This window comes from Leucobacter viscericola, assembly GCF_011299575.1.
In the GTDB taxonomy this organism is placed as follows: Bacteria; Actinomycetota; Actinomycetes; order Actinomycetales; family Microbacteriaceae; genus Leucobacter; species Leucobacter viscericola.
In genome coordinates this window covers 2,887,001-2,911,613 of the sequence record NZ_CP049863.1, presented here as the reverse complement: position 1 = coordinate 2,911,613, position 24,613 = coordinate 2,887,001, and the positions used below count along the sequence as shown (strand labels likewise).

The 24,613-nt window shown below is 62.4% G+C and carries 22 protein-coding genes; 5 read left to right on the top strand and 17 right to left on the bottom strand.

From position 1 onward, the window contains the following. Positions 1–34: 34 nt before the first annotated feature. A complete protein-coding gene (locus G7068_RS12555; RefSeq protein WP_166292276.1) occupies positions 35–757 on the bottom strand; it encodes a response regulator transcription factor in 723 nt (240 codons plus the stop codon). Positions 758–1,101: 344 nt separating this feature from the next. Between G7068_RS12555 and G7068_RS12550 the strand changes: the two genes are divergently transcribed. After that, positions 1,102–1,689, top strand: a complete 588-nt coding sequence (locus G7068_RS12550) for a YqaJ viral recombinase family protein (protein ID WP_166292275.1) — start codon at positions 1,102–1,104, stop codon at positions 1,687–1,689. A gap of 13 nt (positions 1,690–1,702) precedes the next feature. On the opposite strand, the gene G7068_RS12545 is transcribed toward G7068_RS12550, so the two are convergent. From G7068_RS12545 to G7068_RS12515, 7 genes are all read right to left on the bottom strand, one after another. After that, complete coding sequence (locus tag G7068_RS12545; RefSeq protein WP_166292274.1) at positions 1,703–2,257, bottom strand: PH domain-containing protein; 555 nt, start codon at positions 2,255–2,257, stop codon at positions 1,703–1,705. Between the two features lie 40 nt (positions 2,258–2,297). Next, positions 2,298–4,022 carry a flotillin family protein gene (locus tag G7068_RS12540; protein ID WP_166292273.1) on the bottom strand — a complete coding sequence of 575 codons (1,725 nt, stop codon included), beginning with the start codon at positions 4,020–4,022 and terminating at the stop codon, positions 2,298–2,300. Next, positions 4,019–4,606 carry a hypothetical protein gene (locus G7068_RS12535; protein ID WP_244304493.1) on the bottom strand — a complete coding sequence of 196 codons (588 nt, stop codon included), beginning with the start codon at positions 4,604–4,606 and terminating at the stop codon, positions 4,019–4,021. Before G7068_RS12535 ends, G7068_RS12540 begins: the two co-directional genes overlap by 4 nt. Before the next feature lie 93 nt (positions 4,607–4,699). Next, on the bottom strand, positions 4,700–7,102 hold the full coding sequence (locus tag G7068_RS12530) for an ABC transporter ATP-binding protein/permease (RefSeq protein ID WP_166292271.1): 2,403 nt from the start codon (positions 7,100–7,102) through the stop codon (positions 4,700–4,702). Continuing rightward, a complete protein-coding gene (locus G7068_RS12525) occupies positions 7,099–8,076 on the bottom strand; it encodes an ABC transporter permease (protein WP_244304492.1) in 978 nt (325 codons plus the stop codon). Before G7068_RS12525 ends, G7068_RS12530 begins: the two co-directional genes overlap by 4 nt. A 72-nt stretch (positions 8,077–8,148) precedes the next feature. After that, complete coding sequence (locus tag G7068_RS12520) at positions 8,149–9,729, bottom strand: ABC transporter substrate-binding protein (RefSeq protein ID WP_166292270.1); 1,581 nt, start codon at positions 9,727–9,729, stop codon at positions 8,149–8,151. Next, a complete protein-coding gene (locus G7068_RS12515) occupies positions 9,726–10,889 on the bottom strand; it encodes an amidohydrolase family protein (protein WP_166292269.1) in 1,164 nt (387 codons plus the stop codon). Before G7068_RS12515 ends, G7068_RS12520 begins: the two co-directional genes overlap by 4 nt. A gap of 249 nt (positions 10,890–11,138) precedes the next feature. On the opposite strand from G7068_RS12515, the gene G7068_RS12510 reads away from it, so the two are divergent. From G7068_RS12510 to G7068_RS12500, 3 genes are read left to right on the top strand one after another with little or no spacing between them, the layout of a single operon-like run. Further along, the gene (locus G7068_RS12510; RefSeq protein WP_166292268.1) at positions 11,139–11,504 is read left to right on the top strand and encodes a DUF2568 domain-containing protein; all 366 of its coding nucleotides are present in this window, start codon (positions 11,139–11,141) and stop codon (positions 11,502–11,504) included. Positions 11,505–11,556: 52 nt separating this feature from the next. Next, positions 11,557–12,633: an LLM class flavin-dependent oxidoreductase gene (locus G7068_RS12505; protein WP_166292267.1), complete on the top strand. Its 1,077-nt coding sequence runs from the start codon at positions 11,557–11,559 to the stop codon at positions 12,631–12,633. A 37-nt stretch (positions 12,634–12,670) separates the two neighbouring features. Beyond that, a complete protein-coding gene (locus G7068_RS12500) occupies positions 12,671–13,588 on the top strand; it encodes a helix-turn-helix domain-containing protein (RefSeq protein WP_166292266.1) in 918 nt (305 codons plus the stop codon). Between the two features lie 9 nt (positions 13,589–13,597). On the opposite strand, the gene G7068_RS12495 is transcribed toward G7068_RS12500, so the two are convergent. The 7 genes from G7068_RS12495 to G7068_RS12465 form a co-directional block, all read right to left on the bottom strand. Further along, positions 13,598–14,827: an MFS transporter gene (locus G7068_RS12495; RefSeq protein WP_341873746.1), complete on the bottom strand. Its 1,230-nt coding sequence runs from the start codon at positions 14,825–14,827 to the stop codon at positions 13,598–13,600. 87 nt (positions 14,828–14,914) lie between these two features. Continuing rightward, complete coding sequence (locus G7068_RS12490) at positions 14,915–15,979, bottom strand: C45 family autoproteolytic acyltransferase/hydrolase (protein ID WP_166292264.1); 1,065 nt, start codon at positions 15,977–15,979, stop codon at positions 14,915–14,917. A gap of 71 nt (positions 15,980–16,050) precedes the next feature. After that, positions 16,051–16,869, bottom strand: a complete 819-nt coding sequence (locus tag G7068_RS12485) for an ABC transporter ATP-binding protein (RefSeq protein ID WP_166292263.1) — start codon at positions 16,867–16,869, stop codon at positions 16,051–16,053. Then, complete coding sequence (locus G7068_RS12480) at positions 16,866–17,699, bottom strand: ABC transporter ATP-binding protein (protein WP_166292262.1); 834 nt, start codon at positions 17,697–17,699, stop codon at positions 16,866–16,868. Before G7068_RS12480 ends, G7068_RS12485 begins: the two co-directional genes overlap by 4 nt. Next, the gene (locus G7068_RS12475; RefSeq protein ID WP_166292261.1) at positions 17,699–18,637 is read right to left on the bottom strand and encodes an ABC transporter permease; all 939 of its coding nucleotides are present in this window, start codon (positions 18,635–18,637) and stop codon (positions 17,699–17,701) included. The genes G7068_RS12480 and G7068_RS12475 overlap by 1 nt, the downstream gene beginning before the upstream one ends. After that, a complete protein-coding gene (locus tag G7068_RS12470) occupies positions 18,634–19,584 on the bottom strand; it encodes an ABC transporter permease (protein WP_166292260.1) in 951 nt (316 codons plus the stop codon). Before G7068_RS12470 ends, G7068_RS12475 begins: the two co-directional genes overlap by 4 nt. 36 nt (positions 19,585–19,620) lie before the next feature. After that, positions 19,621–21,270 (bottom strand): ABC transporter substrate-binding protein, encoded by a 1,650-nt coding sequence (locus G7068_RS12465; protein WP_244304490.1) that lies wholly within the window; start codon positions 21,268–21,270, stop codon positions 19,621–19,623. 197 nt (positions 21,271–21,467) lie between these two features. Between G7068_RS12465 and G7068_RS12460 the strand changes: the two genes are divergently transcribed. Beyond that, positions 21,468–22,493 carry a LacI family DNA-binding transcriptional regulator gene (locus tag G7068_RS12460; RefSeq protein WP_166292258.1) on the top strand — a complete coding sequence of 342 codons (1,026 nt, stop codon included), beginning with the start codon at positions 21,468–21,470 and terminating at the stop codon, positions 22,491–22,493. Between the two features lie 126 nt (positions 22,494–22,619). Here the strand turns inward: G7068_RS12460 and G7068_RS12455 are convergent, their stop codons facing one another. Together G7068_RS12455 and G7068_RS12450 are read right to left on the bottom strand one after the other, a co-directional pair. Continuing rightward, on the bottom strand, positions 22,620–23,111 hold the full coding sequence (locus tag G7068_RS12455; RefSeq protein ID WP_244304488.1) for a DUF1801 domain-containing protein: 492 nt from the start codon (positions 23,109–23,111) through the stop codon (positions 22,620–22,622). 142 nt (positions 23,112–23,253) lie between these two features. Further along, the gene (locus G7068_RS12450; RefSeq protein ID WP_166292257.1) at positions 23,254–24,468 is read right to left on the bottom strand and encodes an NADP-dependent isocitrate dehydrogenase; all 1,215 of its coding nucleotides are present in this window, start codon (positions 24,466–24,468) and stop codon (positions 23,254–23,256) included. Between the last annotated feature and the right edge of the window lie 145 nt (positions 24,469–24,613).

Here is a 24,613-nt window from a genome sequence, read left to right as displayed (position 1 = left end):
CGGGGTTATTACAGTCAGTTTTGAGAAGCCTGGGTTAATTTGCAGGCTTCAGCATGTAGCCGGCGCCGCGCACTGTGTGCAGCATCGTAGGACGCCCCGTGTCGATCTTCTTGCGAAGGTAGGACACGTAGAGCTCGACCACCGTTGACTTACCTGAGAAGTCATAGGCCCAAACACGGTCAAGGATCTGCGCCTTCGAAAGAACACGGTTCGGGTTACGCATGAGGTAACGAAGCAGCTCAAACTCGGTGTTGGTAACGGTGAGGGGTTCACCGGCACGCTCAACCTCGTAGCTGTCCTCGTTCAGAGTGAGGTCACCCACACGCAGCACGGGGTCGGGCTGCAGCGCGGCTGTCATCTGCGAGCGGCGTACGAGACCGCGCAGACGGGCAATAAGTTCTTCCAAACTAAACGGTTTGGTGACGTAATCGTCGCCACCAACAGTCAAACCGTTGACACGATCCTCAACCGAGTCGAGTGCGGTAAGGAACAGAACGGGGAGCATCTCACCCGAGCTGCGCAGCTGAGAGAGAAGCTGCATACCGTCGAAATCGGGGAGCATGATGTCAAACACCGCAACGTCAGGCGACGTCGTGCGAATCTTCTCGAGCGCTTCTTGACCCGTCGAAGCTGTATCTACGTGCCAGCCCTCGTAGCGCAGCGCCATCGCGATAAGCTGCGTAATCGACTCTTCGTCGTCTACGACAAGCGCACGAATTTTGTCCCCGCCACCGTTTTTCGGTGTTTGTGTTGCCATTTTTTAACCTGATTCCCTATTACGAATTGCGTCTGTAAACCAGGGCTCCCCCGTACAGATTGACCCTAATCACAGATGGCACTTGAACTCTCCACGCTGTCCCCATCGTGGAACCCCTCTTTGAGAGTGTAGTCATTCGAACTGACAACTTCCGCAAAAAACCGCGGAGTTTCTTCAGTATTTTGAATACTTTCCCGTCGAATCTACTTATGTAGACAATAATGCAACAACTTCTTTGTCGTGTCCCACAGCACAGACCTCAACACCGTTCTTGATCCCTTTGAAACAGCTCGGGACCCGGCGAGTTGGTGTCCGCGTACGGATCACCATGACAAACTTACATGATGCACGACCTTTCACCCGCGTATCTCAAGAGAGTCGTCACTGACGGCACTGATCGAATGGCGTGGATGCGTGCGCGAGCTCGGGGCATCACCGCAACGGACGTTGCGAAGCTATCAACACCACACTCAATCAATGCGGCGGCGCACGAGAAGCTGCACGGCAGCCGTTTCGTGGGTAATGCCTATACGGAACACGGCAAAGCCCGTGAGCCCGAGATAGCGGCGTGGGTGCTTCAGGAGTACGGGATCCTCCCGAGCCAGGCATTATTTCACGCGGAAGCGGATCTCCGTCACCTTGCGACTCCCGACGGACTCGCGTTTCGCGAGCAAGGAACGATAGAGCTCGCCGAGATCAAAACAACCAATAAGACGTGGCGCACGATCCCGAGAAACTATCTCCGGCAGGTGTGGTGGCAGCAGTACGTGCTCGGCGCAGAGCGCACCCTCATGGTGTGGGAACGGCACGAGAACTTTGTGCCAGTTGGGGATCCCGAGTGTCGCTGGATCGATCGCGACGAGACTGAAATTGAGTGCCTGGTTAAGCTTGCAAGTCAGCTGATCGACGAGCTCATCGCTCGCACAAGCTGAGCAATCTCTCCCCTCAGCTCAGAGTCGGGTTCACCACGTTTGTGGAGTGCTCATAGTTGCGCTCGCTGAGTTCTTGGAGCGCGTCGATAACGCCTTCTGCTCCGGGGACGTCACTGAGCACCGTGCGCTCGATCCCGTGCAACAGCACCACATCACCAGACCCGCGCATGCGCTGAGCAAGGCTTCGGCTCGACTTCACCTCGCGCACCCTGGCAAGCATGACCTCTGAGCGGTGTCGAACAAAGAAACCACTCCGCACAATAACCCGCCTTGTTGTGACGGTCGTTCGTCGCGTCAGCCAGGTCAGAATTGGGACGATCCCGAACAGCAATCCAAGTAGTGCCGCGCCCGCACCCGCCGCGATGTTCATCCAGGCGCTCGGCAACGCGCCAACCCAGTACCCCGCGACTGCCGCAACAACAAGCAGCACAAGAACCGGCAGCACCAGTCGGCTACCGTGTCGACGAAACCGCACCACCACAACTTCGGGTCGCGAAAAGCTTGCGGGTACGGGGCCGAGCGCAGCGTCAAAATCTGCGCTCGGCACACGACTATCTCGAGAAGTCATCCCCCTATTGTGCCCGCTTCAGCGACCTCGAAAGCTGCAACTAGGCCCCTTGGCTGTCTGCAGGGTCCGTGGTCGGGGTTACGGGAGCTGCCTCAGACGCTGTTGTGGTGTTGCCAGTGGCCGTGGCACGCTGAGTTGCCGATTGTGACTTTGACGCAATGTCTGTTGCCGATCCTGCGATCTCCTCGGCGGAGTTTGCGAGCCCCTCTGCGGAGTTCGCAAGGCCCTCTGCCGAGTGAGCGAGCGACTCAGCGGTGTGGCCGAGTGCCTGCGCGCTCTCCGAGGTGTGCAGTGAGTTCTCACGGCCGTGAGAGGCCTGTGTAGTGGCAGCTGCGGGCCTGGTGTAACCGGTTCGCGGAGCGTTTGAAGCACGTCCGGCGGCGGCGCCAGTCGCACCCCCAACAACCACACCGTTCAGCATTCCGACCAGGTCGATACCGACGGTCTCCTTCGTCATCTCGAGCATGCCCTTGATGTTGCCCATCGCGTCGGCGGCAACCTTTGAAGAACCATCGGCCGAAACGACGGTCATGCTGTCAATCGCGCTAATGGCCTGCGCGTACTCGCCAGCAATTTGTGGCAGCAGCTGGATGAGCTCTTGCGCGAGCACCGCTTGCGACTGCGTTTCAAGCGCACGAGCGCGGGCGTCAATGGCGATAGCCTCAGCCGTTCCCTTGGCTTCGAGAGCGGCTGCCTCTGCCTTACCCTCGGCCTCAACAGCCTCGGAGGCGGCGATACGAGCCGCGCGGTTCGCGAGACCCTCGCGCTCAATGGCCTTCGCGCGACCCTCGGCCGCAGAAACGGAGGCCGTGGCCTCAGCCTTTGCAAGCGCCTCAACCCGGTAAGCCTCGGCCTCAGCCACGGCGCGCACGTCGGCGTTGAGCTGCTCGGTGCGGAGCGCAACCTCTTTCTGCGCAGTGATCTGCTGCTGCTGCACGATGGCCTGCTGCTGGATCGCCTGCTCAAGTGGCTCCGCAGCGGATGCCTGCGCGGTTGCCTTGTCGGTTTCGACCTGAATCTCGGCCTGACGCAGCTTCAGCTCACGGTTTCGGTCGAGCAGCACTCGCTCTGCGGCAATCTTCGCTTCCTGCGAAGCCTGGTACGCGTTGGTCTCTGCGATGTCGGCTTCCTGGCGCACCTTGGCGGCCTCTGGGCGGCCGATGTTTGAGATGTAGTCGGCGCCGTCGCGAATCTCCTGGATCTGCAGCGTATCGACGACCAGGCCCTGCTTTGTCAGCGCCTCCTCAGCAGCCTCAAGCACGCTCTGCGCGACAACCGCACGGTCCCGAATAATCTGCAGCACGGTGAGTCCACCGATGATCGAACGCAGCGAACCCGAGAGCACCTCTTGGGTGGACTCGTCGATCTCGTCGGAGTTTGAGAGGAATCGCTGTGCGGCGGCGCGAATCATTTCTTGCGAACCGCCCACCTTTACAACCGCGACCGCCTGCGCTTGGATCGTGATGCCGTCGGTGGTCTGTGCACCAGTCACGATGGAAAGCCTGCGTGACCGCAGCGAAATAGTAAACGATTTCTGCACGAACGGGAGCACAAAGACGCCACCGCCCGTTACAACCTTTTGGCCCGAGAGATCCCGCGATTTGTTACCGACGGGATCAACAATCTCTTTCCCCCTGCCACCGGTCACGATGATGGCCTCATCGGGCTTCGCAATGCGGTAGCGCTTGATAATGACAAGCGCAATAAGCACCAGCGCAACGACTGCGCCAAAGACACCAATTATGGCGGGGCTAGAAAATATCACAGGGTCTCCGATCGGGGGTTCGGTTGGTCGGTTGGGGGATCTGTCTCTGCCGGCCCGGAGTGTACGGGCTCGACACGAACTGATGTGGACGTGAGCGTTTGTATGACACGCACCGCGGTGCCGCGGGCGATGGGGGCGTCAGCCGAGGCGGAGAGCGAGACCCGCTCCCCGTGCATCGTAAGGGCGACCTCTCCGAGGCCGGACTTGGGGATCGCGAGCACCACGGCTCCCTCAACCCCGATGAGGTCACCGCCGCTCACGGCGGTGGTTGATTCGGCGCTGCGTATGAGTCGGCTGAGCCACCAGGCAGCCGCGCCACCCAGAAGCCCGACAATCGCGCCCACAACGGCGGCGGCCGGGGTGTCCATTCCCGCGCCGACACTCGCAAACGATGTGAAACCGAATATTGAGGTGAAGGCCGCAATCGTGGTGAGACTCAGTGGGCCGTCGCCAAAATCGAATGCGTCGAAGATTCCGTCAAGAACAAGCGAGAGAATAAGCAGCACACCACCGACGACACCGATGATGAGGAAAATGCCACCCGCAACAAGGGAACCGTCAAGGAGACTGTCGAGCCAGCTCATAATGCCGTCCAACGCGCACCTCCGTTGTGTTTAGGGATTCCCCTAGTCTACCGACACCCACCGACACCGACCGCTGACGGCATTCCCTGAGCGTTACGATGCTGGCAGCCTCGGCACTGCCTCGAGAAGCGCTCGGCTGTACTCGGTGCGCGGAGCAGAGAAGAAATCTTCACCACCGGTCTCCACAATTTCACCGTTGCGCATCACGACAACCTCGTCGCACAGCTCTCGGACAACTGCGAGATCGTGTGAGATGCACACCAGGGTGAGATTCAGTTCGCGACGAAGCTCGACTAATAAGGCAATGATCGCAGCCTGCACGGAGACATCTAGTGCACTCGTCATCTCATCTGCGATGAGAACACTTGGTCTGGCAGCGAGTGCTCGGGCAAGGGCCACGCGCTGGCGTTGACCGCCCGATAGCTCGTGCGGATACGCCCGCGCCACACTCGGCTCAAGATGCACAAGTGCCAAGAGGTCTTCAACCGTTGTGGGGTTGTTGTGGTGCCGCAGAAACTCGCCGAGAGTTTGCGCAACGCTCATCCGCGGGTTGAGCGAGGATCCGGGATCCTGCTGCACCAGCTGGATTCGAGGGTCTCGCCTACCATGCAGCGACTTACCGTCAAGCAGCACATCTCCGCCGGAGAGCGGCAACTGGCCCGCGATCGCACGCGCAATGCTGGTTTTGCCGGATCCGGACTCACCCACGATGCCCAGGGCTCCGCCGCGGGCGACGTCAAATGAGACCCCCTTCACGGCAAGACTGCCGCCGTAACGGATCTCGGCGGCTCTGACCTCCAGGGTGGGAGTTGAAGGGGAAATGCTGCGGTTCACGACACCCGCGCGGGCCGGTGCGGGTGGGATGGGTAACAACTGCGGAAGCTCGGGCACCGCGTTCAGAAGCGCTTGTGTGTAGGCCTGTTTCGGGGCCGCAACGATCTGCCGTGTTGATCCGGTCTCCACAACACTTCCCTGACGCATCACCACAATGCGCTCGCAGAGTGCGGCAACCACTGCGAGGTCATGGCTCACAAACAGCAGCGTGAGGCCGCGCTGACGCCGTAGATCGTCAAGCAGCGACAACACCTGGCTTTGCACGGTCACATCAAGCGCCGTGGTTGGCTCATCGCAGAGCAAAACGGCGGGATTTCCCGCGAGTGCCATCGCGATCACAACGCGCTGCCTTTGCCCACCTGACAGTTGGTGAGGATAAGACCGAGCGACACGTTCGGGATCCGGCAGCCTGACCATCTCGAGCAGCTCAAACACCCGCGCTCGCCGCAGGTTCCCGGTCGTCTTCGCGGCTTCACCGAGCTGGGAGCCGATTTTGGAGAGCGGATCGAGAGCGGTGAGTGGATCTTGGAACACCATGCCGACGGGCCCGCCAACCGCAACGCTGGAGTGAGCGACATCACCGCCCGCCACCCTGGTTCCCCTCGGCATCAGCCCGAGAATCGCCCGCAGCGTGAGACTCTTGCCGGAGCCGGACTCACCCACGATTCCGACAGCCTCACCCGGTCGAACATCGAGGTCTATCCCGTGAACAAGCTCCTCCGGCGCAGCGGAACCGACGGCCTCAATGCGGAGATCGTTCAGCCGCACCGTTCCAGGCGCCTCACCAGTGGAGTGACGGCGCAAACTGGCCCTTCGAGCGCGCAGTTTTCGCTTGCCCGAGGTGCCAGAGACCCGAAGCACATCACCAAGACCGTCACCCAGCAGTGAGAGCGCGACACCGGTCAGCACAACGGCTAGGCCCGGAAACGTGCTCAGCCACCAGTTGGTCGTGATGAACTGCTGCGAATCAGCGATCATGGTGCCCCAGTCGGGGGTTGGCGGCTGGATTCCGAGCCCCAGGTACCCAAGCGTCACAACCGCGACCATGATGAGCACAATTTCGCTCGCGAGCAGCACAAGGGCCTGGGGAAGCACGTTTGGCAGAATGTGCCGCAGGAGCACCCGCGTGTGCGAGAGCCCTCCCCCACGAGCGGCCTGCACCCAGCCAGAGTCTCGCAGGGCAGCCGTCATCGCGCGCAGGACCCGCGCGTAGCCGGTCCACCCGACCAGGGCAAACGCCACAACGATGCCAGCCTCACCCGCGCCGACCGCAAACACAATTGCAATCACGATGACGTAGAAGGGGAACGCGATGACCGTATCGGTCACCCGAGAGGCAACCCAGTCGGTTGCACCCCCAAAATAGCCGGAGATCAGACCGACGGCCACGCCGATCACAAACGGCGCCGCCGCCGCAACCAGCGCGATGCGGAGGTCTGTCTGCGCAGCAAAGAGCATCCGGGAGAGCACGTCTCGGCCGAGTTGATCCGTGCCAAACCAGTGCTCGGGAGACGGCGGAAGTAGCCCGCCGGAAAGGTTCTGTGCGCTCGGAGAATACGGAGCGAGCACCGGGGCGAGCACGGCAAGCAGCACAATCACGGCGAAGAGCAGCGACCCCGCGAGCAGTGTGGGCGAGTTCAGCGCTCGCCGCCAGGCCCTCACGATCGCCCACCCTTGGTCGTGCGTAGCCGCGGATCTAGCAGCGCCGCGAGCGCACCCGCGACCGTCGTAACGATCACCACGAGGATGGCGCAGTACAGGGCAACACCCTGCACCACGGGAAAATCGCGGCTGCCGATGGACTGAAACAGCAGGGTGCCAAGTCCATTAATGCCAAAAACCTTCTCCACAACGAGTGTGCCACCGATCAGGTAGGCGGTGCTCACACTCAGCAGTGTGAGCGTGGGGAGCACGGCGTTTCGCAGCACGTGCCTGCCCAGAATGCGACGCTCAGGCACGCGGGCGGCGCGAAAGGTGGTCACGAAATCGGCTTCAAACACCTCGATGAGCTGTGCACGCAACGACCGAATGAGCGGCGGCGCGAGACCCAAGGCAACGGCGAGCGCTGGCAAAAATAGGCTGCGCAGTGGTTCACCCGGCCCTGATCCAACTCCCCCAACGGGAAACCAGTGCAGTTGCACGGCGAACACGATAATGAGCAGAAGACCGATCCAGAACAGCGGCATGCCCATGCCAACAGTTGGCAGAATTCTCACCACGTGGTCGGCCCAGCCGTCCCTGTTACGAGCCGCCGCGACCGCGAGCGGAACCGCGATGAGGATCGCGAGCACCACCGCAAACACAACAATGCCGAGGCTCACGGGCGCGCGCTCTGCGATAAGTAGACGCGAGGATGTGCCGGTGACGAGCGAGTCGCCAGTGTCGAACTGGGTAACCAGCTGCGTGAGGAAGTCCCAGAATTGCTGCCACAGTGGCAGGTTGAGGCCCAGCTGCTCTTGCAGAGCGGCGATGGACTCGGGAGTGGCTCGCTCCCCCAAAATCATGCGGGCCGGGTCTCCGGGAACCAGCCGCAGTAGAAAGAAGACCGCAACAACCACACCCAGCATCACGGGCAGCACGCGCGCGAGCAGCCGCCCGGTTACCCGGGCGACCGTTGCTACTGCCTGCTTGACCACGAAATCACACTATCTTGCACCCACGACATTTGGTCCCGAACCGCACCACGGCTCGGGACCCTCCACGACCGGTTACTTCTTGGCGTCAAGCCACGCGTCTTGGAACCGCACGCTCCCGTTCGGCAGCACCACAAAGTCGTGCACCTTGTCGGTTGTCGCTTTGAGGTTTGATGGGAAGAACAGCGGAATGTAAGGCACCTGATCCGCGAGAATCTGCTGAATCTTGAGGTAGATCGCCTCTCGTTCGGGCCCGTCGGGAGTCGTGCGCCCCTCAAGCATCAGCTTGGTGACCTCGTCATTTGAGTAGTGCGTCCAGTAAGACTTGCTGAAGCCATCTGGGTCGGCCTGGAACGTAATAAACCCGTTGGGGTCCGGCGCGTCCGACTGACCACTGTTGAGCATGAAGTCGAAGTCGTAAGCGAAAAAACGCTCGCGGAACACCGCAATGTCGAGCTGCTCGATCTTGACGGTGATCCCGATCTTGGCGAGTGATTCTTGAACGATCTGAGCAATCTGGGCGCGCTGCGAATTGCCACTCGCGAGCAGCAGGGTGATCGTGAATCCGTTCGGGAACGCGGAGGCCGCCAGTTCCTTCTTCGCGGCCGAAATATCGTACGAGAGGGCGATCCCTTTCTCGTCGTTTGCCGAGTACAGGATGCTCGGGGGCAGCAGAACGTTGGCTACCTCGGCCGTGTCGAAGCTCGTTGCCGCGGTGATCCCCTTGCGGTCGAGTGCGTGCGCAATCGCACGGCGCACGTGCTCATCCGCAAACTCTTTACGCTGCGTGTTGAAGAACACCTGCTCCGTCGACCACGATTCGGTCTTCGAGAGCACCGTATTTGCGGCTGAATCTACGGCCGCAGCGTTTGCTGCCGGAACGGTGTCGATCGCGTCGATCTGCCCTGCCGCGAGCTGCTGCTGCAGCTGGGTGTCATCAGCGATGAACTTGTAGACCAGACCGTCGAGATACGGTTTGCCCTTCTGCCAGTAGTGGGTGTTCCTCACGAAGCTGATGTCGCCGTTCGGATCCCACTTGTCCACGACAAACGGACCAGTACCGATGGGGTTCTTGAAGAACTCCTTCTCGGATTTGCCACCAAAATCGGCCGGGAAGATGCCGTTCGAGAACCCGGCGAGCTCCGACAAAAACGGGGTGTACTTCTCGCTGAGGGTGATCGTGACCTCGTGTTCGCCGGTCTCCGCGATCGATTCGATGGGCGCGCTCAGCGGCAGCGGTCCCTCAACCTCAAGGTGGCGACTGAGCGAAAAGTCGACGTCCTTGGGGGTCACGGCCTTCCCGTTCGAAAATTTGAGGCCGTCTCGAAGCTTGAACACGTAGCTGAGGCCGTCATCAGAAACGGTGTAGTCGGCCAGCCAGGGAATGATCTTGCCGTTTTCGTCAAAGCTAACCAGGGGCTCAAAGATCTTGTCGATCGCGAAGGCGTTGTTAGCCGTGATCTGCTGATTCAGATCAAGGTTGTTGACGGCTGCCACGCGGCCGAAGGTGAGCGTGCCGCCGCTCACGGGCTTGGCAGCATCGCCACTCGGTGCGGGATCGGTCCCCGAAGCACACCCGCTGAGCAGTAGCGCGGCGGCAAGAACCGAAGCGGCGAGGGCAAAACGCCGACGGCGGGGAGCTGGCAGATGGGTCACGGATGATCCTCTCGGGTTGTGGTCAAGACTGGGGTGAAGAAGTGGCCGCCGCGCACCACGGCGAAAACCGCCTCGGGGGCGCTGAGCACACCGGGAATATTGGGGTCGTTGCGCAGGATCACGGCATCCGCGATGGAGCCCTCGGCGATCCTGCCGTCTGACACCACCGTCAGGTCGACGGCAACACGCGAAAGCAAGGCGGCGCCGGCGCGGGTCGCCGCGACCAGCGCCTCCCCCGGAGTGAGTCCGGCTTCAACAAGCGCGTCAAACTCCCGGCGGTTGCTGCCGTGCTGCTCCGCGGTTCCGTAATCTGTGCCGAGTGCCACTGGCAGCCCGGCATCACGGGCACGCAGCACGGCTCGCGGGTGGGTGACGACGGCCTCGTCAACGCGCGCGCGAAACGCGCTTGGCAGAGCACCCGAAGAGATCATGCGCTGCACAAGCCGATAAATACGCAGTGTTGGCACGAGTGTCATGCCGCGATTCGCCGCTCTTTTCGCCTGCGCGTCCGTCAGATAGATGCCGTGCTCGATGCTCATCGCGCCCGCCTCGATCGCGTCGTCGATCGCCTGGCCACCCCACGCGTGCACCATGACACCGGCGCCAGCCTGCTCGGCGAGGCGTACCGCGTCACTCTGCTCGGCGGCGGAGTACACCGGATCGAGCCCGGCCCCCGCGGGAGCCGCCACCCCCGCCGTTGCGACGAGTTTGATCCACCGCGCTCCCGCTTCAAGTGCCTGGCTCGTTGCCGCCGCAACTCCGCCCGCGGCGCTCGCCGCTTCTCTATCGATGAGCGTCACCGCGAGTTGCGCACGTGGCCTTGAGCGTTCCGGGATCCCCCGCAGCATCTCTTCAGTGAGCCCACCCGCATCACGCACGGTGGTGACTCCCGCTTCGAGTGTGCGGCGGAGTCCCTCGGCGATTGCCTGCTGGGTAGCTTCCGGATCGGCGTTCGCCCGATCGGCGGCATCGAACTGCTGCCACGCGGCGTGCAGGTGGGTGTCTACGAAACCGGGAATCATCCAGAGCCGGGAGCCATCGAGATCAGTCGCCTCGGGATCTCCGCCGAGCTCAAATCGGCCGTTCGCCCAGCTCACGCGCGTCGGCGCGGAGAAGCTGCCGTCATCACCCATGACTCGGATCGAGCGCGCTGCCAACATGGTTGTCGCACCCGCCTTTGCATGTCATGAGGCCCGCGGCCCGCTTCTGGTCTACTTGTTCAGGCTAGCAACCCCACCCTCAGTGGACCACTTGGGTGCGCACCCACTAAACCACCAGCCCCCTCCTGCCGAGAGGCCATGATCTCGTCGAGAGGCCACTCTGCGGGATGGCTTCTCGACCAGATCATGGCCTGTCAGCTTGATGGCAGCGGTTCAAGAGGAGCCTCCCCGGGCCGGTAGACTATACGGGTGACCAGCACTTCCAATTCCGCCCCCGCTCGTTCAGGTTCGACCCTGGTACTGCTGCGCAGCCTCTTCCACCTCATCGCCATTGCCGCGGTGACCGTGTGGGGCTTTGTCGAGTGGCCGCTTCCCTTCCCCGGGGTTTTGACCGGCATCGGGTTCTTGGTGCTGTCGGTGCTCGTTTGGGCGCTTTTCCTTTCGCCGCGCCCTGTGCTGCGCACCGATCGCTTCGGGCAAGCGCTCGTTGAGCTGTTGCTTCTGGCCGCAGCCGTCGCCGCGATGCTCAGCTTTGGCATCTTCTGGGTCTGGGCTGCGCTGTTCGGGATCATCGCCGCGGTCATCGGCTACCTCGCTTCGACTCGCACCCGCTAGCCCGCCACGAGCGCCAAGGAATACAGGGGACAGCTCTGCCGTTACAGTCGGCATGAGCAACTCCCCCATTCAAGCGGTCGCCGGCGCGAGCGCGTCCGAGCTGATCCTCGGCCTCGATACCTTCGGTGACATCACCCACGCTGCGAGCGGAGAGCCCGAGAGCCACGCGCAGGTACTCCGCAACGTTGTCGAGCAGGCGGTTCTTGCCGACCAGCTCGGCGTCGACGCGATCACTCTTGGCGAGCACCACCGCGACGACTTCGCCATCAGTTCGCCCGAGATCACTCTCGCGGCCATCGCGGGAAAGACCGAGCGGATCCTGCTCGGAACCGGCGTGACCATCCTGTCGAGTGACGACCCCGTTCGGGTCTACCAGCGCTTCGCAACACTCGACGCTGTCAGCAACGGACGCGCCGAGGTGATTCTCGGCCGTGGATCGTTCACCGAGTCATTTCCGCTGTTCGGTTACGATCTGGGCGACTACGAGACACTCTTCGCCGAGAAGCTCGACCTCTTCAACCTGCTTCGCTCCGAGGGGCCCGTGACCTGGTCAGGCAAACACCGCAGCCCGCTCGTCAACCAGGAGATCTATCCGAAGACGGAGCAGCCAAACGGCGTGCGATCCTGGATCGGCGTCGGCGGCAGCCCCCACTCGGTGCTGCGCAGCGTGCAGGCGGGAATTCCGATGATGCTCGCGATTATCGGTGGCGACCCGGCGCGCTTCCTTCCATTCGCGAACCTCTATCGGCAGACGCAAGACGAGCTCGGTCGTGACCAGATGCCCCTCGGCGTGCACTCGCCGGGGCACATCGCCGAGACCGACGCGGAGGCTCGGGATCAGCTCTGGCTGCACTTTGAAAAGAACCGCAATCGTATTGGATCGGAACGCGGCTGGCCAAACACCACCCGCGCAGAGTTCGAGCACGAAGCCGACGCGGGATCGCTGTACGTCGGCTCACCCGAGACCGTCGCGCAGCGCATCGCATCGACCGTGCGCACGCTTGGCGTGGACCGCTTCGATCTCAAGTATTCAAGCGGCACGATGCCTCACGAGCAGCTCATGTCTAGCGTCGGACTCTACGGCACGGCCGTGATCCCGCGCGTGCGCGAGCTCCTCTCCGAGAGCTAACCGGAATAGCGGGAGGCAACTCTACGTTGTCTCCCGCATGAGTTCACTCACACTCTTTGACACGACGGTCTCGTCGGCTCACGACGGCTCCGCAGCAGTACCGCAAACCCGCCACTCTGATTCGGCAATCGATCGCGTGCTTTCTGGTATTGACGCCAACCTGATTCGGCAGCACCGCGTTGTAGTTCACCCCGAAGAAGTGATCACGATCCCAAAGGGCAGCGTCACGCTCGTGTACGTGATCAGCGGCGCTCTGGGCGTCGATCGATTTGCGCAAGAGACGAGCTACACCAGCGGCGATGCGCTGCTCTTTACTGGGCGGCAATCTCACTCGCTGCGGTTTAGCAATCCCGCATTCATCTTTGTGTCTTCACTCGATTTCACCGAGTCCGCGGCGCACCTGCTCAATCTGCTTCCAGACACGATCACCGTGCGCAACCTGCTGGAAAGCGAACCGGCTATCGCGGCGCTCGCCTCCCAGCTCGGCCCAAATCTGAGCGACAACAAAGATCTCTGCGCGAACCAGCTCGGAGGGTCTGTGGTCTGCAAGATGATGGCGAACACGGTGCTTGTGACGGTCATTCGCGCGTGGGTGCTGCGAGGCTGTGCGCCAGACGGCTGGCCTTCTTCCACCAATGATCCATATTTGGATCGAGTGGTTGAAGCCGTCAACGCTGATCCCAGTAAGGAGTGGACGCTCGACACACTCGCGCGCGCCGGGGCGATGTCCCGCTCCTCGTTCGCCGAGCGTTTTAGGGCCGCAACCGGGGTCTCGCCCGCAAACTACGTTGCCGAGGTGCGCATCCGCTCGGCGCAGAAGCTCCTCGCCGAGGGCATCGGTGTCTCGGAGGCAGCCCGCCTCAGCGGCTACGGTTCAGACGATGGCTTCAGCCGCGCCTTCCGCCGCCACGTCGGCAAGACCCCGTCTGCCTGGCGCACTGCACTAGCGCACTGACGCGCTGCACTAGCGCAGGCTGTGCCGCTCCGAGATTCTGTCGGAGAGCCCAAACTGCAGTGCACCGAGCAGCAGCAGGATCGCCGCCGCAACAAACACGGGGCCGATTCCAAGCACGTCAACCAGTGCACCACCCGCGGCCGCTGCAATCATGATGCCCGACTGGAACCCAACAACGATCAGGCTCCCACCCGCCTCCAACTGATCTGGGATGCGGTGCCCAACCCAGGTGTTGGCGATGAGCAGCCACGATGCGAAGAAGAATCCCCAGGCAAACACGGCGGCGCCGGTCGCCCACAGAGAACCGGAGGCCACCGCAACGAGCAAGATGAACCCCGAGATAATCAGCGGTGTCAGAACGGCGAGCACGCGGTAGCGGCGATCCACAATCATTCCGATCACGGCGTTACCGATGAGACCGCCGAGCCCAAAGAGTGCCAAGAGGATCACAATCGTGTCGGCGCCGATCCGAGTTCCGCCCTCGCTCACGCGCTCGAGCGCAACACGAACGTAGGTGTACGCGAGAAAATGGCCAGCTACAACAAACACGTTGGCGACCACACCGAAGGCAATACCGGGGCGCCGCAGCGCAGCGATCAGCGTCGACAGGCGCGCGCTACCGGCCGCCGGAACTGACGGCAGCATCACCCGCAGCAGCACCGCGAGCAAGGCACTCAGCGCGGCCGCAATCCAAAACACACCGCGCCAGTCGATCAGTTCACTCAGCATGACTCCAAGCGGCACACCCGCCACGGTGGCAAGCGAAACACCAGCCGAGTTGAACATGACCGCGCGCCCGAGACGTTCCGGCCCCGCGATGCGAGCGGCTACCGTAATCGACATCGCCCAGAACCCAGAGATGGCAACACCCAGCAGAAAGCGCGCAAGAATCACGAGGATCAAGCTCGGTGCCACTGCAACTAGCGCGTTCGAGACCGTGGCCGCGATCGCCATCCAGATCAGCAGTGAGCGCCGGTCAAGCCGCGGCAGCAGGATGCCGACAGTCGGCGCGGCCAGCAGACCAGCGAGTGCCGTGATCGACACCATCTGGCCCGCCTGGCCAGTTGTGACGCCCAGGCCATCGGCAATTCGGGTGAGCATGCCACTCGGCAAGAACTCGGCCGTGACCAAAAAGAAGCTCATGAGCATCATCGTGATCAGCGCCCCGTACGGCAGGCGTTGTTGGCCCCCGGCGGAGTGCTCGGGCGGGGTGGTTTGTACTGGGATGGGGGCGGTCATCGTCATGGTTCCATACTCCCCAGGTTTCGAAGGTTCCACCCGACTCGATGTCCCGAGCATCCGACCGATCATCCAGCGCTCAAAAACTTACGCGCGCAACTCCCGCCACTCCGCGCCCGCGGCCTCGGTCGGCATTCCGTCGAGAATGCGGATCATTCGCGCATCGGGGTCGGTCTCGATGGTGGCGAGTGTCGCCCAGCGCTCCCCGTACTGCTTCGACATGTCGGCGACGCAGCTGAGGGGCGGATCACCGGCACCGCTCACCAGCAGCTCCACCATTGCGGGGAGGTCGCTCGGTGCACCCGAGCTCAGGCGTTCCCGAATCAGTTCCAGGCGCTCTGTCGAGTCGGGCTCGTAGACCTCGGTCTTTTGGTGCGCCAGCGGGGTGCTGTTCTGGAAGTGATTCGTGCGCTGCACCGCACCATCGACCTCGGCGATCTCGAAGACCCCGGCCGGGCTCATCTCGACAGACACGGCCTCGGTTCCGTCGAGCATTGTGAACGCTGACGACGAGGCAATCGGGGCGGATCGGATCAGCTCGACAGCTTCGCGCACGGTCGCACACTCCGACAGCACAACGGAGGAGAGTACGTGCATCGGCACTCCCCCTGGGCCGTCAGCCTGGTGCCCCAGAATGTTGAAGTGCAGGGCGAGACCGGCCTCATTGACGCCGATCTTGCTGACGATGCCCTGCTCGGTCAGGCCCGCGTAGCGGTATCCCGGGCCGGTGACCTCGTGTGTGTGCCAGAACGGATCGAGTTCAATGTGCCAGTCCCAGGTCTGCACCCCGTAGCGGTGGCCATCGATCTGCGCGGTGATGGTTGAGCACTCGCTTGAGCCACGCGGGCCCATGGCAATGATCTCCGTGCGCGCGTTGAGCGCCGCAATCTGGGCGAGTTCAAGACCCGAGCCCTCGGCGATCCCCGCAAGCTCTTCTGCCGCGGCCGGTCGCCAGCCCTGCAGCACCTCGATCACGCGATCAGCACCCTCGCGCTCCTGCGCCTCGCTCACCCCGAGCACCCGAAAGAGCTCGGCGTACTTCGTGTAGGCCGCGGCAAGACTGCCTCGCAGCTGTGTTCCTCTGCTGAGGCCAAGCTCGCGACTCGTCGCGCCGGCAACTCGCAGGTGCAGCCGTTCGGTGGTTTTCAGCATCCCCAGTTTTCCCGTCAATTCATTGTGATCGAACAATTGTTACTCAAGCCCATCCTGCCGCGAGGCTCAGACTACGCCCCCATGAGCGCAGCTCGCAGCCCCCGCTCCGGCTTCCAGCCGGGCCTCGGTGCCGAAGCGATGAGAAGTTTTGTGTATGCCTGCTGCGGATCATCGAGCACCGCGTCAACTGTGCCGCGCTCGATAATCTGCCCCGTGCGCATCACCACAACGTCGTCCGCGATATCGCGCACAACCGAGAGGTCGTGGGTAATAAAGAGGTACGACAGACCGTGTTCGGCGCGCAGCCGCTTCAGCAGGTCGAGCACCTGCGCCTGGACAGAAACGTCGAGCGCCGAAACCGCCTCGTCGAGCACCAGGATCTGCGGCTCTGCGGCGAGCGCCCGCGCGATCGCGACGCGCTGTTTCTGACCCCCGGAAAGCGCCGCGGGCTTTGCGTCCGCGTGGCGCTCGGTGAGACCCACCTCGGCGAACAGCTCGAGCACACGCGCGCGGCGCGCGGCCCGGTCGAGATCGGGGCGGTGTGCCTGCAGCATCTCGTCAATGGTGGCGGAGACCGGCAGGGAACGGTTGAGTGATCCCTGCGGATCTTGAAACACCATCTGCACGAGTTTCGCGCGTTCCCGCAGCTGGCGCCGCGCGGTGGTCGGTTTCACCTCGGTGCCCGCGATCCTCACCGTGCCGGAGTCGGCGGTTTCCAGGCCGACGATCACGCGGGCGAGAGTCGACTTGCCCGATCCTGATTCCCCCACCACCGCCAAGCACGTCCCCTGCCGCAGCTCACAGGAGACATCGTTGAGCGCGTGAACCGAGGCCTTCCGTGACAGGTGGAAGGTGCGGTTCAGCTGTTCGACCTCGATGATCGCGCTCATGCCTGGGCCTCCTTGTTCTCGGAAAGAAATGCCGCCGGGTGCCCCTTGGGGTACAGCATCGGCCGCGCAGCCATCAGATTGCGGGTGTATTCGGTCTCGGGGTGATCCCGAATCTCTTCCGGTGTGCCGATCTCGACGATCTCGCCGTCCTTCATCACGGCGAGGCGGTCGCACACGGCGGCTGCGAGGTCGAGGTCGTGGGTGACAAAGACCATTGAGAGCCCGTGCTCGCGCCGCTTTTCGTCAAGGATCGCAACCACCTCGGCCTGGGTTGTCACGTCGAGGGCGGTGGTCGGTTCGTCGGCGAGTAGTAGTTTGGGGTCACCCGAGATGGCGCCCGCGATCACCACGCGCTGCAGCAGTCCGCCCGATAGCTGGTGCGGGTACGAGCGCAGCACACGCTCAGTGTCATCGATGCCGACCTGGCGCAGCAGGTCTGCCGCGAGCACCCTGGCAGTCTTTTTGTCCTTCGAGCGAGCATCAGACATGCCCTCGATCAAGAATCGCTCGACCGGCAGCACCGGGTTGAGTGCCCCGTGCGGGTTCTGCGCGATGAGCGCGAGGTCGTTCGCACGAATCTTGCGCAGCGCCTCGCCACTCGCGGTCAGCATGTCGGTGCCGTCAAGCTCGATGGCACCCGTTACCCGCGCACCCGGCGGCTCGATCCCGAGCACACACTTCAGTGTCATCGACTTACCCGAGCCTGATTCACCGACAAGGCCTAGGGCCTCGCCCTGCGCCAACTCGAAGGAGTTGCCGTGCAAGATCTCAGTTTGCTGCCCCGTATCGGGATCGGTCACGGTGAGAACAAGATTGTTGATCCTCAACATCAGCGCACCCTCCCCGCGGCGCGACGGCCGCCTAGTTGCTCGCCGACGTACCCGAAGGCCGCGACGGTGATCACGATTGCAAGGCCCGCGAACACACTCTGCTCCCAGAAACCCTGTTGCAGGGAGGCCTGCCCGTTCGAGACCATGAGACCCCAGTCGGGCGTTGGCGGTTGCACCCCGAGCCCCAGGAACGAGAGCGCGGCAAGCTCGATCATGGCGTAGCCGAAGTTGATCGTCATGCCGGTAAGGATCTGCGTGCGCACGTTCGGCAAGATGTGTCGAACCGTGATGATGAAGCCCGAGATTCCCTGCAGTCGCGCGGAGGCCACGTAGGGCAGATTGCGCTCTCGGAGTGCGACCGAGCGGATCACGCGCGCCGAATACGGCGTGAACCCAATCGCCAGCGCGATCGACGCGGTCAGCAGTGAGGGTCCGAAGATGGCGACCGCGAGAATCGCGAGCAGCATGTTCGGGAAGGCGAAGAGAATGTCGAGCACTCGGCTGATGAGCGCGTCGACCTTGCCACCGAACCACACCGCGGTCAGCGCGAGGGTTGTCGCGAGCACCACTGTGATCACCACAACAATCGTGGGTCCGAGCAGGCTGGTGCGCGCACCCCAGATGATCCTCGAGAAGATGTCGCGACCCGACTGATCCGTGCCCATGAGGTGTTCGAGGCTCGAGGCCTGATGCCGCATGGTGAGGCTTCCCTCGAAGGGATCGTAGGGGGAAAGCAGCGGCGCAAAGATGGCGACCAGAATGACGAGAAGAATAATCGCGGCACTCACGATCCCAACCGGGCCGAGACGACGCATGAGCAGCCGCCATCCCCCGGTCGGCACATCGTTGCGGTGCTTGCGCAGCAGCTGCACCGCAACCGTGTCTTGCGAGGTTGTGTTGGTCGTCGGAGCCGGCTTGAAGTGTTGCTTGTTGTTCATCGCGCTGCCACCTTTGTGCTCAGTCGAACTCGCGGATCAATCACCGCGTACAGCAGGTCAACGATCAGGTTGATGAGGCCAAATGCCAGCACCATAATGAGCGCGATCGCCTGCACCACCGCGAAGTCCTTTTTCTGTACCGAGTTGACGAGCAGCGAGCCGATACCGTCGAGGGTGAACGCGTACTCGATCACAAACGCACTCGCCAGCAGTCCCGCGATGTTGGTGCCGAGCACCGTCGTCACCGGCAGCATGGAGTTGCGGATCGTGTGCCGCCACAGCACAAACTGCTTCGGCACACCTCGGGCAATCGCCATCACGACGTGGTCGGAGTCCTGCTCTTCACGCACCGCCGTTCGCGTGATGCGCGCGACCACGGCTATGCCGGGGAAGGCAAGTGCGATCGCGGGCAGGGTCAGGTGCCAGACCCGGTCGGTAAAGCCGGTCCCCGATCCCGACACCGGAAACCACCCGAGGTTCGAGCCGAAGAGAAACATCAGGATCAGCGCCGCGAAAAACGTCGGCACTGCAAAGCCGAGGTTCGAGCCGAACACCACGAGCTTCTCGAAAACACCCGAGCGGGTGGCGGCGAGAATGCCCAGCCCCACACCAAAGATGATGATGAGGAGCGCGGCAAACGCTGCCAAAAACAGGGTCGTTGGCAGGCGCGAGGCGATGAGCGACGACACATCTTGCTGGGTCAACAGCGAGCGACCGAGGTCGCCCTGCAGCACGTCGATCAGCCAGTGCCAGTAGCGCAGCAGAAAGGGATCGTCCAGACCGTACTGTGCACGAATCGCTTCGAGCACCTCCGGGCTCACGGTGCGCCCCTGAACAAGAAACTGCTCGGGGCTTCCCGGGGCAAGATACATGCCCGAGAACACGATGAAGCTGGACACGATGAGCACGGCGATGAGCGCGCCGATTCTTCTCAATACGTAGGCCATGAACGACCCCTTTCTGCAGAGCTCACTTGCTGCTAGCTACTTTGTGGAGCCGAGGTCAGCGGCCCACGGGTAGTAGAGGTACACAAACGAGGCGGGCGCCCCGGTGACGGCCTCGTTCATGTACATGCGCACCGCGAGGTCGTTGATCGGCACCCAGGGCTGCTGCTCCATGATCAGCGCTTCAGCGTCAACCGTCAGCTCTGAACGCTTCGTCTCGTCGGTCTCGGCGAGGGCTGCGTCGAGCGCGGCGTCGACCTTCGGGTCAGAGAAGCCCGAGTAGTTCTGGTCACTACCGGTCTTCGCGACGCTGATGAGGTGCAGCAGCGGCTCGGGAGCGCTCAGGTAGTTCGTCGTCACAAAACCGTCGTAGCCCTTGCGCGCCTCGGGATCCGAGAAGAACGCACCGAACTGCGCACTCGGCACACCGGTGGGCTCGAGCGTCAGACCGAGTTCCTTGGCGCCGTTCGCCATCTCGTTGAGGATGTCAGCGTAGAAGCTGCGCTCGCTGGGGTAGGCGATCTTGATGGGCTTTGAGGTGTCAACCTTCGCGGCCTTCAGCTCTTCCTTTGCGGCAGCGATATCGAAGCCGAGGTCGGGCAGCTTCTCGTCGCGCGACTTCGCGGCGTCGGGGTAGCGATCCCACGCCGATTGCGGCACGACCGAGCGCGACGGTGTGCCCGTGCCCTCGTAGACCGTGTCGGCAACGGCCTGGCGATCCGTGGCCCTGGTTAGTGCGCGGCGCACGGCAGGATCGCCGAATGCTCCGTTGCCGGTCGAGATGATGGCCATGATCTGCATGCCCTGACCACTGACGAGTGATCCCGAGGTGCTGGAGGAAAGCTCACCGAGCGCGGGCAGTGGCACGTCGTACGAGCCTTGAATTTCGCCGGTCTTGAGTCCGTTTGCGATGGCGGTCGGATCCACCACAAAACCGATCTCGACCTGCTTCGACTTCGCGGCCTTCTTGGAGTTCCAGTAGCCGTCGTAGCGCTCAAGCGTGATCGACTGGCCCTGCTTCCAGTTGCCCGGCGTGTACTTCATCGGGCCGGTGCACATCACACCCGTGTCGGGGTTGCCGTAGTTGTCGCCAGCGGCCTTGCGCTGCTTCTCCTGCACAACCGTGCCGATGATGGTGGAGAGTGACGAGGGAAGCAGGTTGTCCGGCTGCTTCAGCGAGATGGTGATCTCGTTGTCGCCGGTCTTTGTGATGTCCTTGATGTTGGCGACAACTCCGCCGCCCCAGTAGCTGCCCTCGGCAGGGTCGATGTTGCGGTTAAGCGAGTAGATCACGTCTTCGACGGTCATGGGGGTGCCGTCCCAGAAGGTGACATCGTCGCGGATGCCGATCTTCCAGACGGTGCCGTCTTCGGTCGTTGCCCCCGTTGCCAGGTTCTCCTTGATCGAGAAATCGGGCTGCATCTGGAACAGCGCCTCGCAGAGGTTCGCGACGACGGTGTTCTCGGGGTAGTTGAACGCCTTAATCGGGTCGAGGTTTGCGAGCTCACCGTAAGTTGAGTTCCAGATGACCTTGCCAGCGTCACCCTTGGCAGCGGGGGTGGTCTGCAGGAGCTCAGCGTTCGCGGTTTTGGTCTCTTCGCCGCCGCGGTTCGCGGAGCTGCACCCCACGAGCGCGAGGCTCGCCACAGCAAGAAGCGCAATCGAAGCTCTCGTCTTTGCGAGTTTCAAGATAATTCTCCATTCGAAATTCGTCATTGAATCCAACCGATCCGGCACAGCGCTGGACTGAAGATCCACGAGGAGACTAACACCCAAAACGGTTTGTGCAAAACGGTTTGGGTGTTACGGTTTCATAACGGGCGAAGAATCATCGTTTTGAGACAGCTCATTCAGCAACGCGGTACCGAAACCGGTACTCTAGCCAAATGCAGGAGAGCCGCAGAGCTACAATTCGCGATGTCGCAAAGGCCGCGGGGGTTTCCCCCACGACCGTGTCCCATGCGCTCAATGGCAAGGGCATTGTGCGGCAAGAGACGATTGATCGCATCGAACAAATTGCGGCAGAGGTTGGCTACCGACCCAGCCCGATCGCGCGCGGCCTGCAAAACTCGAAGCTCGGCCTACTTGCCCTGGTGATCAGGCCTTTCCACAGCCTCGACACCTTCCTACCCGAGGGCGTCGACTACTTCCTCCGAACCGCCGGCGCCGCCTCGCTCGCCGCGATGGAGCACGGCTACAGCATGATGCTCATAGACGACCCAACGAAGCCCGGGGTGCCCTTCAGCGCCCTCGCGGCCGACGCCTACATCGTCACTGAACCCTTCGAAAATGACCCCGTACTCACGATGCTCTCCGAGCAACGCATTCCATTCGTGTGCGTGGGTGAGGATCCTGCCCGGCGCGGCCAGTTCCTCGCGATTGAAGAGCACGCCGACGCCCAAACCGAGATGATGCTCGGCCACCTGACTGATGCCGGAGCCAAACGCATCGCGCTCGTCACGGGCACCGACCGTAACGACTGGAACCTCGCCTCGCAGAGCGCCGTCGTGCGGTGGAGCGAATCCCGAGGACTCCGCCCACTCGTCATGTCGGTGCCCGAGGCCATGGGTGAGCGCGTCGGTGAGGCCGTCATGGCCGAATTCTTCTCGGGAGATCCGTCGGAACGCCCGGATGCCATCTACTGCCTTACCGGTCGCCACGCGGCCGGCGTTACGGCAGCCGCCTTGAAACGGGGCCTGCGCATTCCCGAGGACCTCCTGGTCGCGGCAGGATCCGGATCCCTTCAGAACCAGACCTCGACCCCAACGGTCACCACTCTCGATCTCAAGCCGGAGGCGATCGCCCAGTTCGCGGTCGAGATCGCGGTGAAGCTCGCCGAGGGTCAGCGTGTTGAGGGCCCCTTGGTCACCCCGCGCGCAACCCTCAACCTGCGGCAGTCGACGGCTCGCTGAGGCCCCGGCCCCGGCTGACCCCACCCAACCCCACCTCAATTTGCGGGTCAGTTTCTGGTACTAAATCGCGTTTTAGTACCGGAAACTGACCCGCAAATCGAGCCGAGGATGCCAGGGATGCCACGGTCAGCGCTTCTTCCCACCGACACCCGGCACCGAGGCAACCTGCCTCATCCACTCGGCAAGCGGAGACGCGTCGAGATCCTCCACCGATGCGAGTTCCACGCCCCGGGTCGCCTTCCCCATGCCTACTGGAGTCACCGGCGGCACCGGGTTCAGTGCGACCCCGTTGATGAACATGAGTTTGACGTGGCCAACGAAACCACCGGAGCTGAAACACCACCCATCACCGACGCCGTAATAGGCCATCCCCCACTTCACAGAGCGTTGGAGAGACGGCAGTGTCGCAGCCGCCAGCGCATCGACCGCCTCGGCGATTCCGCGCTGCGGTTGGGGCAAGCTGGCAATATAGGCGAAAACCGGTTTGTCACCGACCGCAGCCTTTGCGGGGCTTGCCCTACCGGTCATGGCCTCAGGCAGAGTGATTCCACCATCGTCCTGCCCCGAGGTGCCCGCCGCCTTCGAAACACTACTGTTGCCAATATCCCCGCCGTTCATGGCGGCAGCATATTCCTGAGCTCACACCAAGACAAGGCCCATAACCCAAAAAACGGGGTCAGTTTCTGGTAACAAAACGCATGTTGCTACCAGAAACTGACCCCGATTTCGAGGGGGGCCGAAAACAAGGCCCCCGCAAAACCTAAGCCAAACGAGCCTGCAGGTTCTCGTCAATCGCGGCGAGGAACTCCTCGGTCGTCAGGTACGACTGCTCAGGGCCCACAAGAAGCGCGAGATCCTTGGTCATCTTGCCCGACTCAACGGTCTTGATAACAACATCCTCGAGAGCGAGCGCGAACTCGATGAGTGCCTGGTTGTCGTCGAGCTTGCCGCGGTGCTGCAGGCCACGGGTCCACGCGAAGATCGAGGCGATCGGGTTCGTGGAGGTGGGCTTACCCTGCTGGTGCTGGCGGTAGTGGCGGGTCACGGTGCCGTGAGCGGCTTCCGCTTCCACAACCTTGCCGTCCGGCGTCGCTAGCACAGAGGTCATCAGACCGAGGGAGCCGAAGCCCTGCGCAACGGTGTCAGACTGCACATCGCCGTCGTAGTTCTTGCAGGCCCAGACGTAGCCGCCCTCCCACTTCATGGCCGAAGCGACCATGTCGTCGATCAGGCGGTGCTCGTAGGTCAGACCGGCTGCCTCGAACCGCTCCTTGAACTCTGCGTCGTAGATCTCCTGGAAGATGTCCTTGAAGCGACCGTCGTAGGCCTTCAGGATGGTGTTCTTGGTGGAGAGGTAGACGGGGTAGTTGCGGCCGAGACCGTAGTTCAGCGACGCACGCGCGAAGTCACGGATCGAGTCGTCGAGGTTGTACTGTACCTGCGCAACACCGTCGCCGGGCGAGTGGTAGACCTCAAACTTCTGGGGTTCTGAACCGTCATCAGGGGTGAACTCGACGGTCAGCTTACCCTCGCCCGCGAAGCGGAAATCGGTGGCGCGGTACTGGTCACCGAAGGCGTGGCGGCCGATGATGATCGGCTTGTTCCAGCCGGGCACGAGGCGCGGGATGTTCGAGATAATGATCGGCTCGCGGAAGATCACACCACCGAGGATGTTGCGGATCGTGCCGTTCGGGCTGCGCCACATCTTCTTCAGGCCGAACTCTTCGACGCGTGCCTCATCGGGCGTAATGGTCGCGCACTTCACGCCGACGCCGTGCTTCTGGATCGCGTGTGCCGCGTCGATGGTGACCTGGTCGTTGGTCTCATCGCGGTACTGGATACCGAGGTCGTAGTACTCGAGGGTGAGGTCGAGATAGGGGTGGATCAGGCGATCCTTGATGAACTGCCAGATGATGCGTGTCATCTCGTCGCCGTCGAGCTCGACAACTGTTCCTTCAACCTTGATCTTCGCCAACGTTTCTCCCAATATCTTGATTCATCGCTACCTGGGCAGGCCTTTGTGAGGCCGGAGTCCATCCTACCCGAGATTTCAAGAGTATCTCGACGTCAAGATATTTTTGCCCCTGAAGCCCTTCTACAGAAATTGCTTCTGATTTTCA

Coding starts and splice junctions, on each gene's coding strand:
- G7068_RS12555 (WP_166292276.1), bottom strand. CDS start 757: ATGGCAACACAAACACCGAAAAACGGTGGCGGGGACAAAATTCGTGCG.
- G7068_RS12550 (WP_166292275.1), top strand. CDS start 1,102: ATGCACGACCTTTCACCCGCGTATCTCAAGAGAGTCGTCACTGACGGC.
- G7068_RS12545 (WP_166292274.1), bottom strand. CDS start 2,257: ATGACTTCTCGAGATAGTCGTGTGCCGAGCGCAGATTTTGACGCTGCG.
- G7068_RS12535 (WP_244304493.1), bottom strand. CDS start 4,606: ATGAGCTGGCTCGACAGTCTCCTTGACGGTTCCCTTGTTGCGGGTGGC.
- G7068_RS12515 (WP_166292269.1), bottom strand. CDS start 10,889: ATGTTGGCAGCGCGCTCGATCCGAGTCATGGGTGATGACGGCAGCTTC.
- G7068_RS12505 (WP_166292267.1), top strand. CDS start 11,557: ATGAGCAACTCCCCCATTCAAGCGGTCGCCGGCGCGAGCGCGTCCGAG.
- G7068_RS12500 (WP_166292266.1), top strand. CDS start 12,671: ATGAGTTCACTCACACTCTTTGACACGACGGTCTCGTCGGCTCACGAC.
- G7068_RS12495 (WP_341873746.1), bottom strand. CDS start 14,827: ATGACCGCCCCCATCCCAGTACAAACCACCCCGCCCGAGCACTCCGCC.
- G7068_RS12490 (WP_166292264.1), bottom strand. CDS start 15,979: ATGCTGAAAACCACCGAACGGCTGCACCTGCGAGTTGCCGGCGCGACG.
- G7068_RS12485 (WP_166292263.1), bottom strand. CDS start 16,869: ATGAGCGCGATCATCGAGGTCGAACAGCTGAACCGCACCTTCCACCTG.
- G7068_RS12480 (WP_166292262.1), bottom strand. CDS start 17,699: ATGTTGAGGATCAACAATCTTGTTCTCACCGTGACCGATCCCGATACG.
- G7068_RS12475 (WP_166292261.1), bottom strand. CDS start 18,637: ATGAACAACAAGCAACACTTCAAGCCGGCTCCGACGACCAACACAACC.
- G7068_RS12470 (WP_166292260.1), bottom strand. CDS start 19,584: ATGGCCTACGTATTGAGAAGAATCGGCGCGCTCATCGCCGTGCTCATC.
- G7068_RS12460 (WP_166292258.1), top strand. CDS start 21,468: ATGCAGGAGAGCCGCAGAGCTACAATTCGCGATGTCGCAAAGGCCGCG.
- G7068_RS12455 (WP_244304488.1), bottom strand. CDS start 23,111: ATGAACGGCGGGGATATTGGCAACAGTAGTGTTTCGAAGGCGGCGGGC.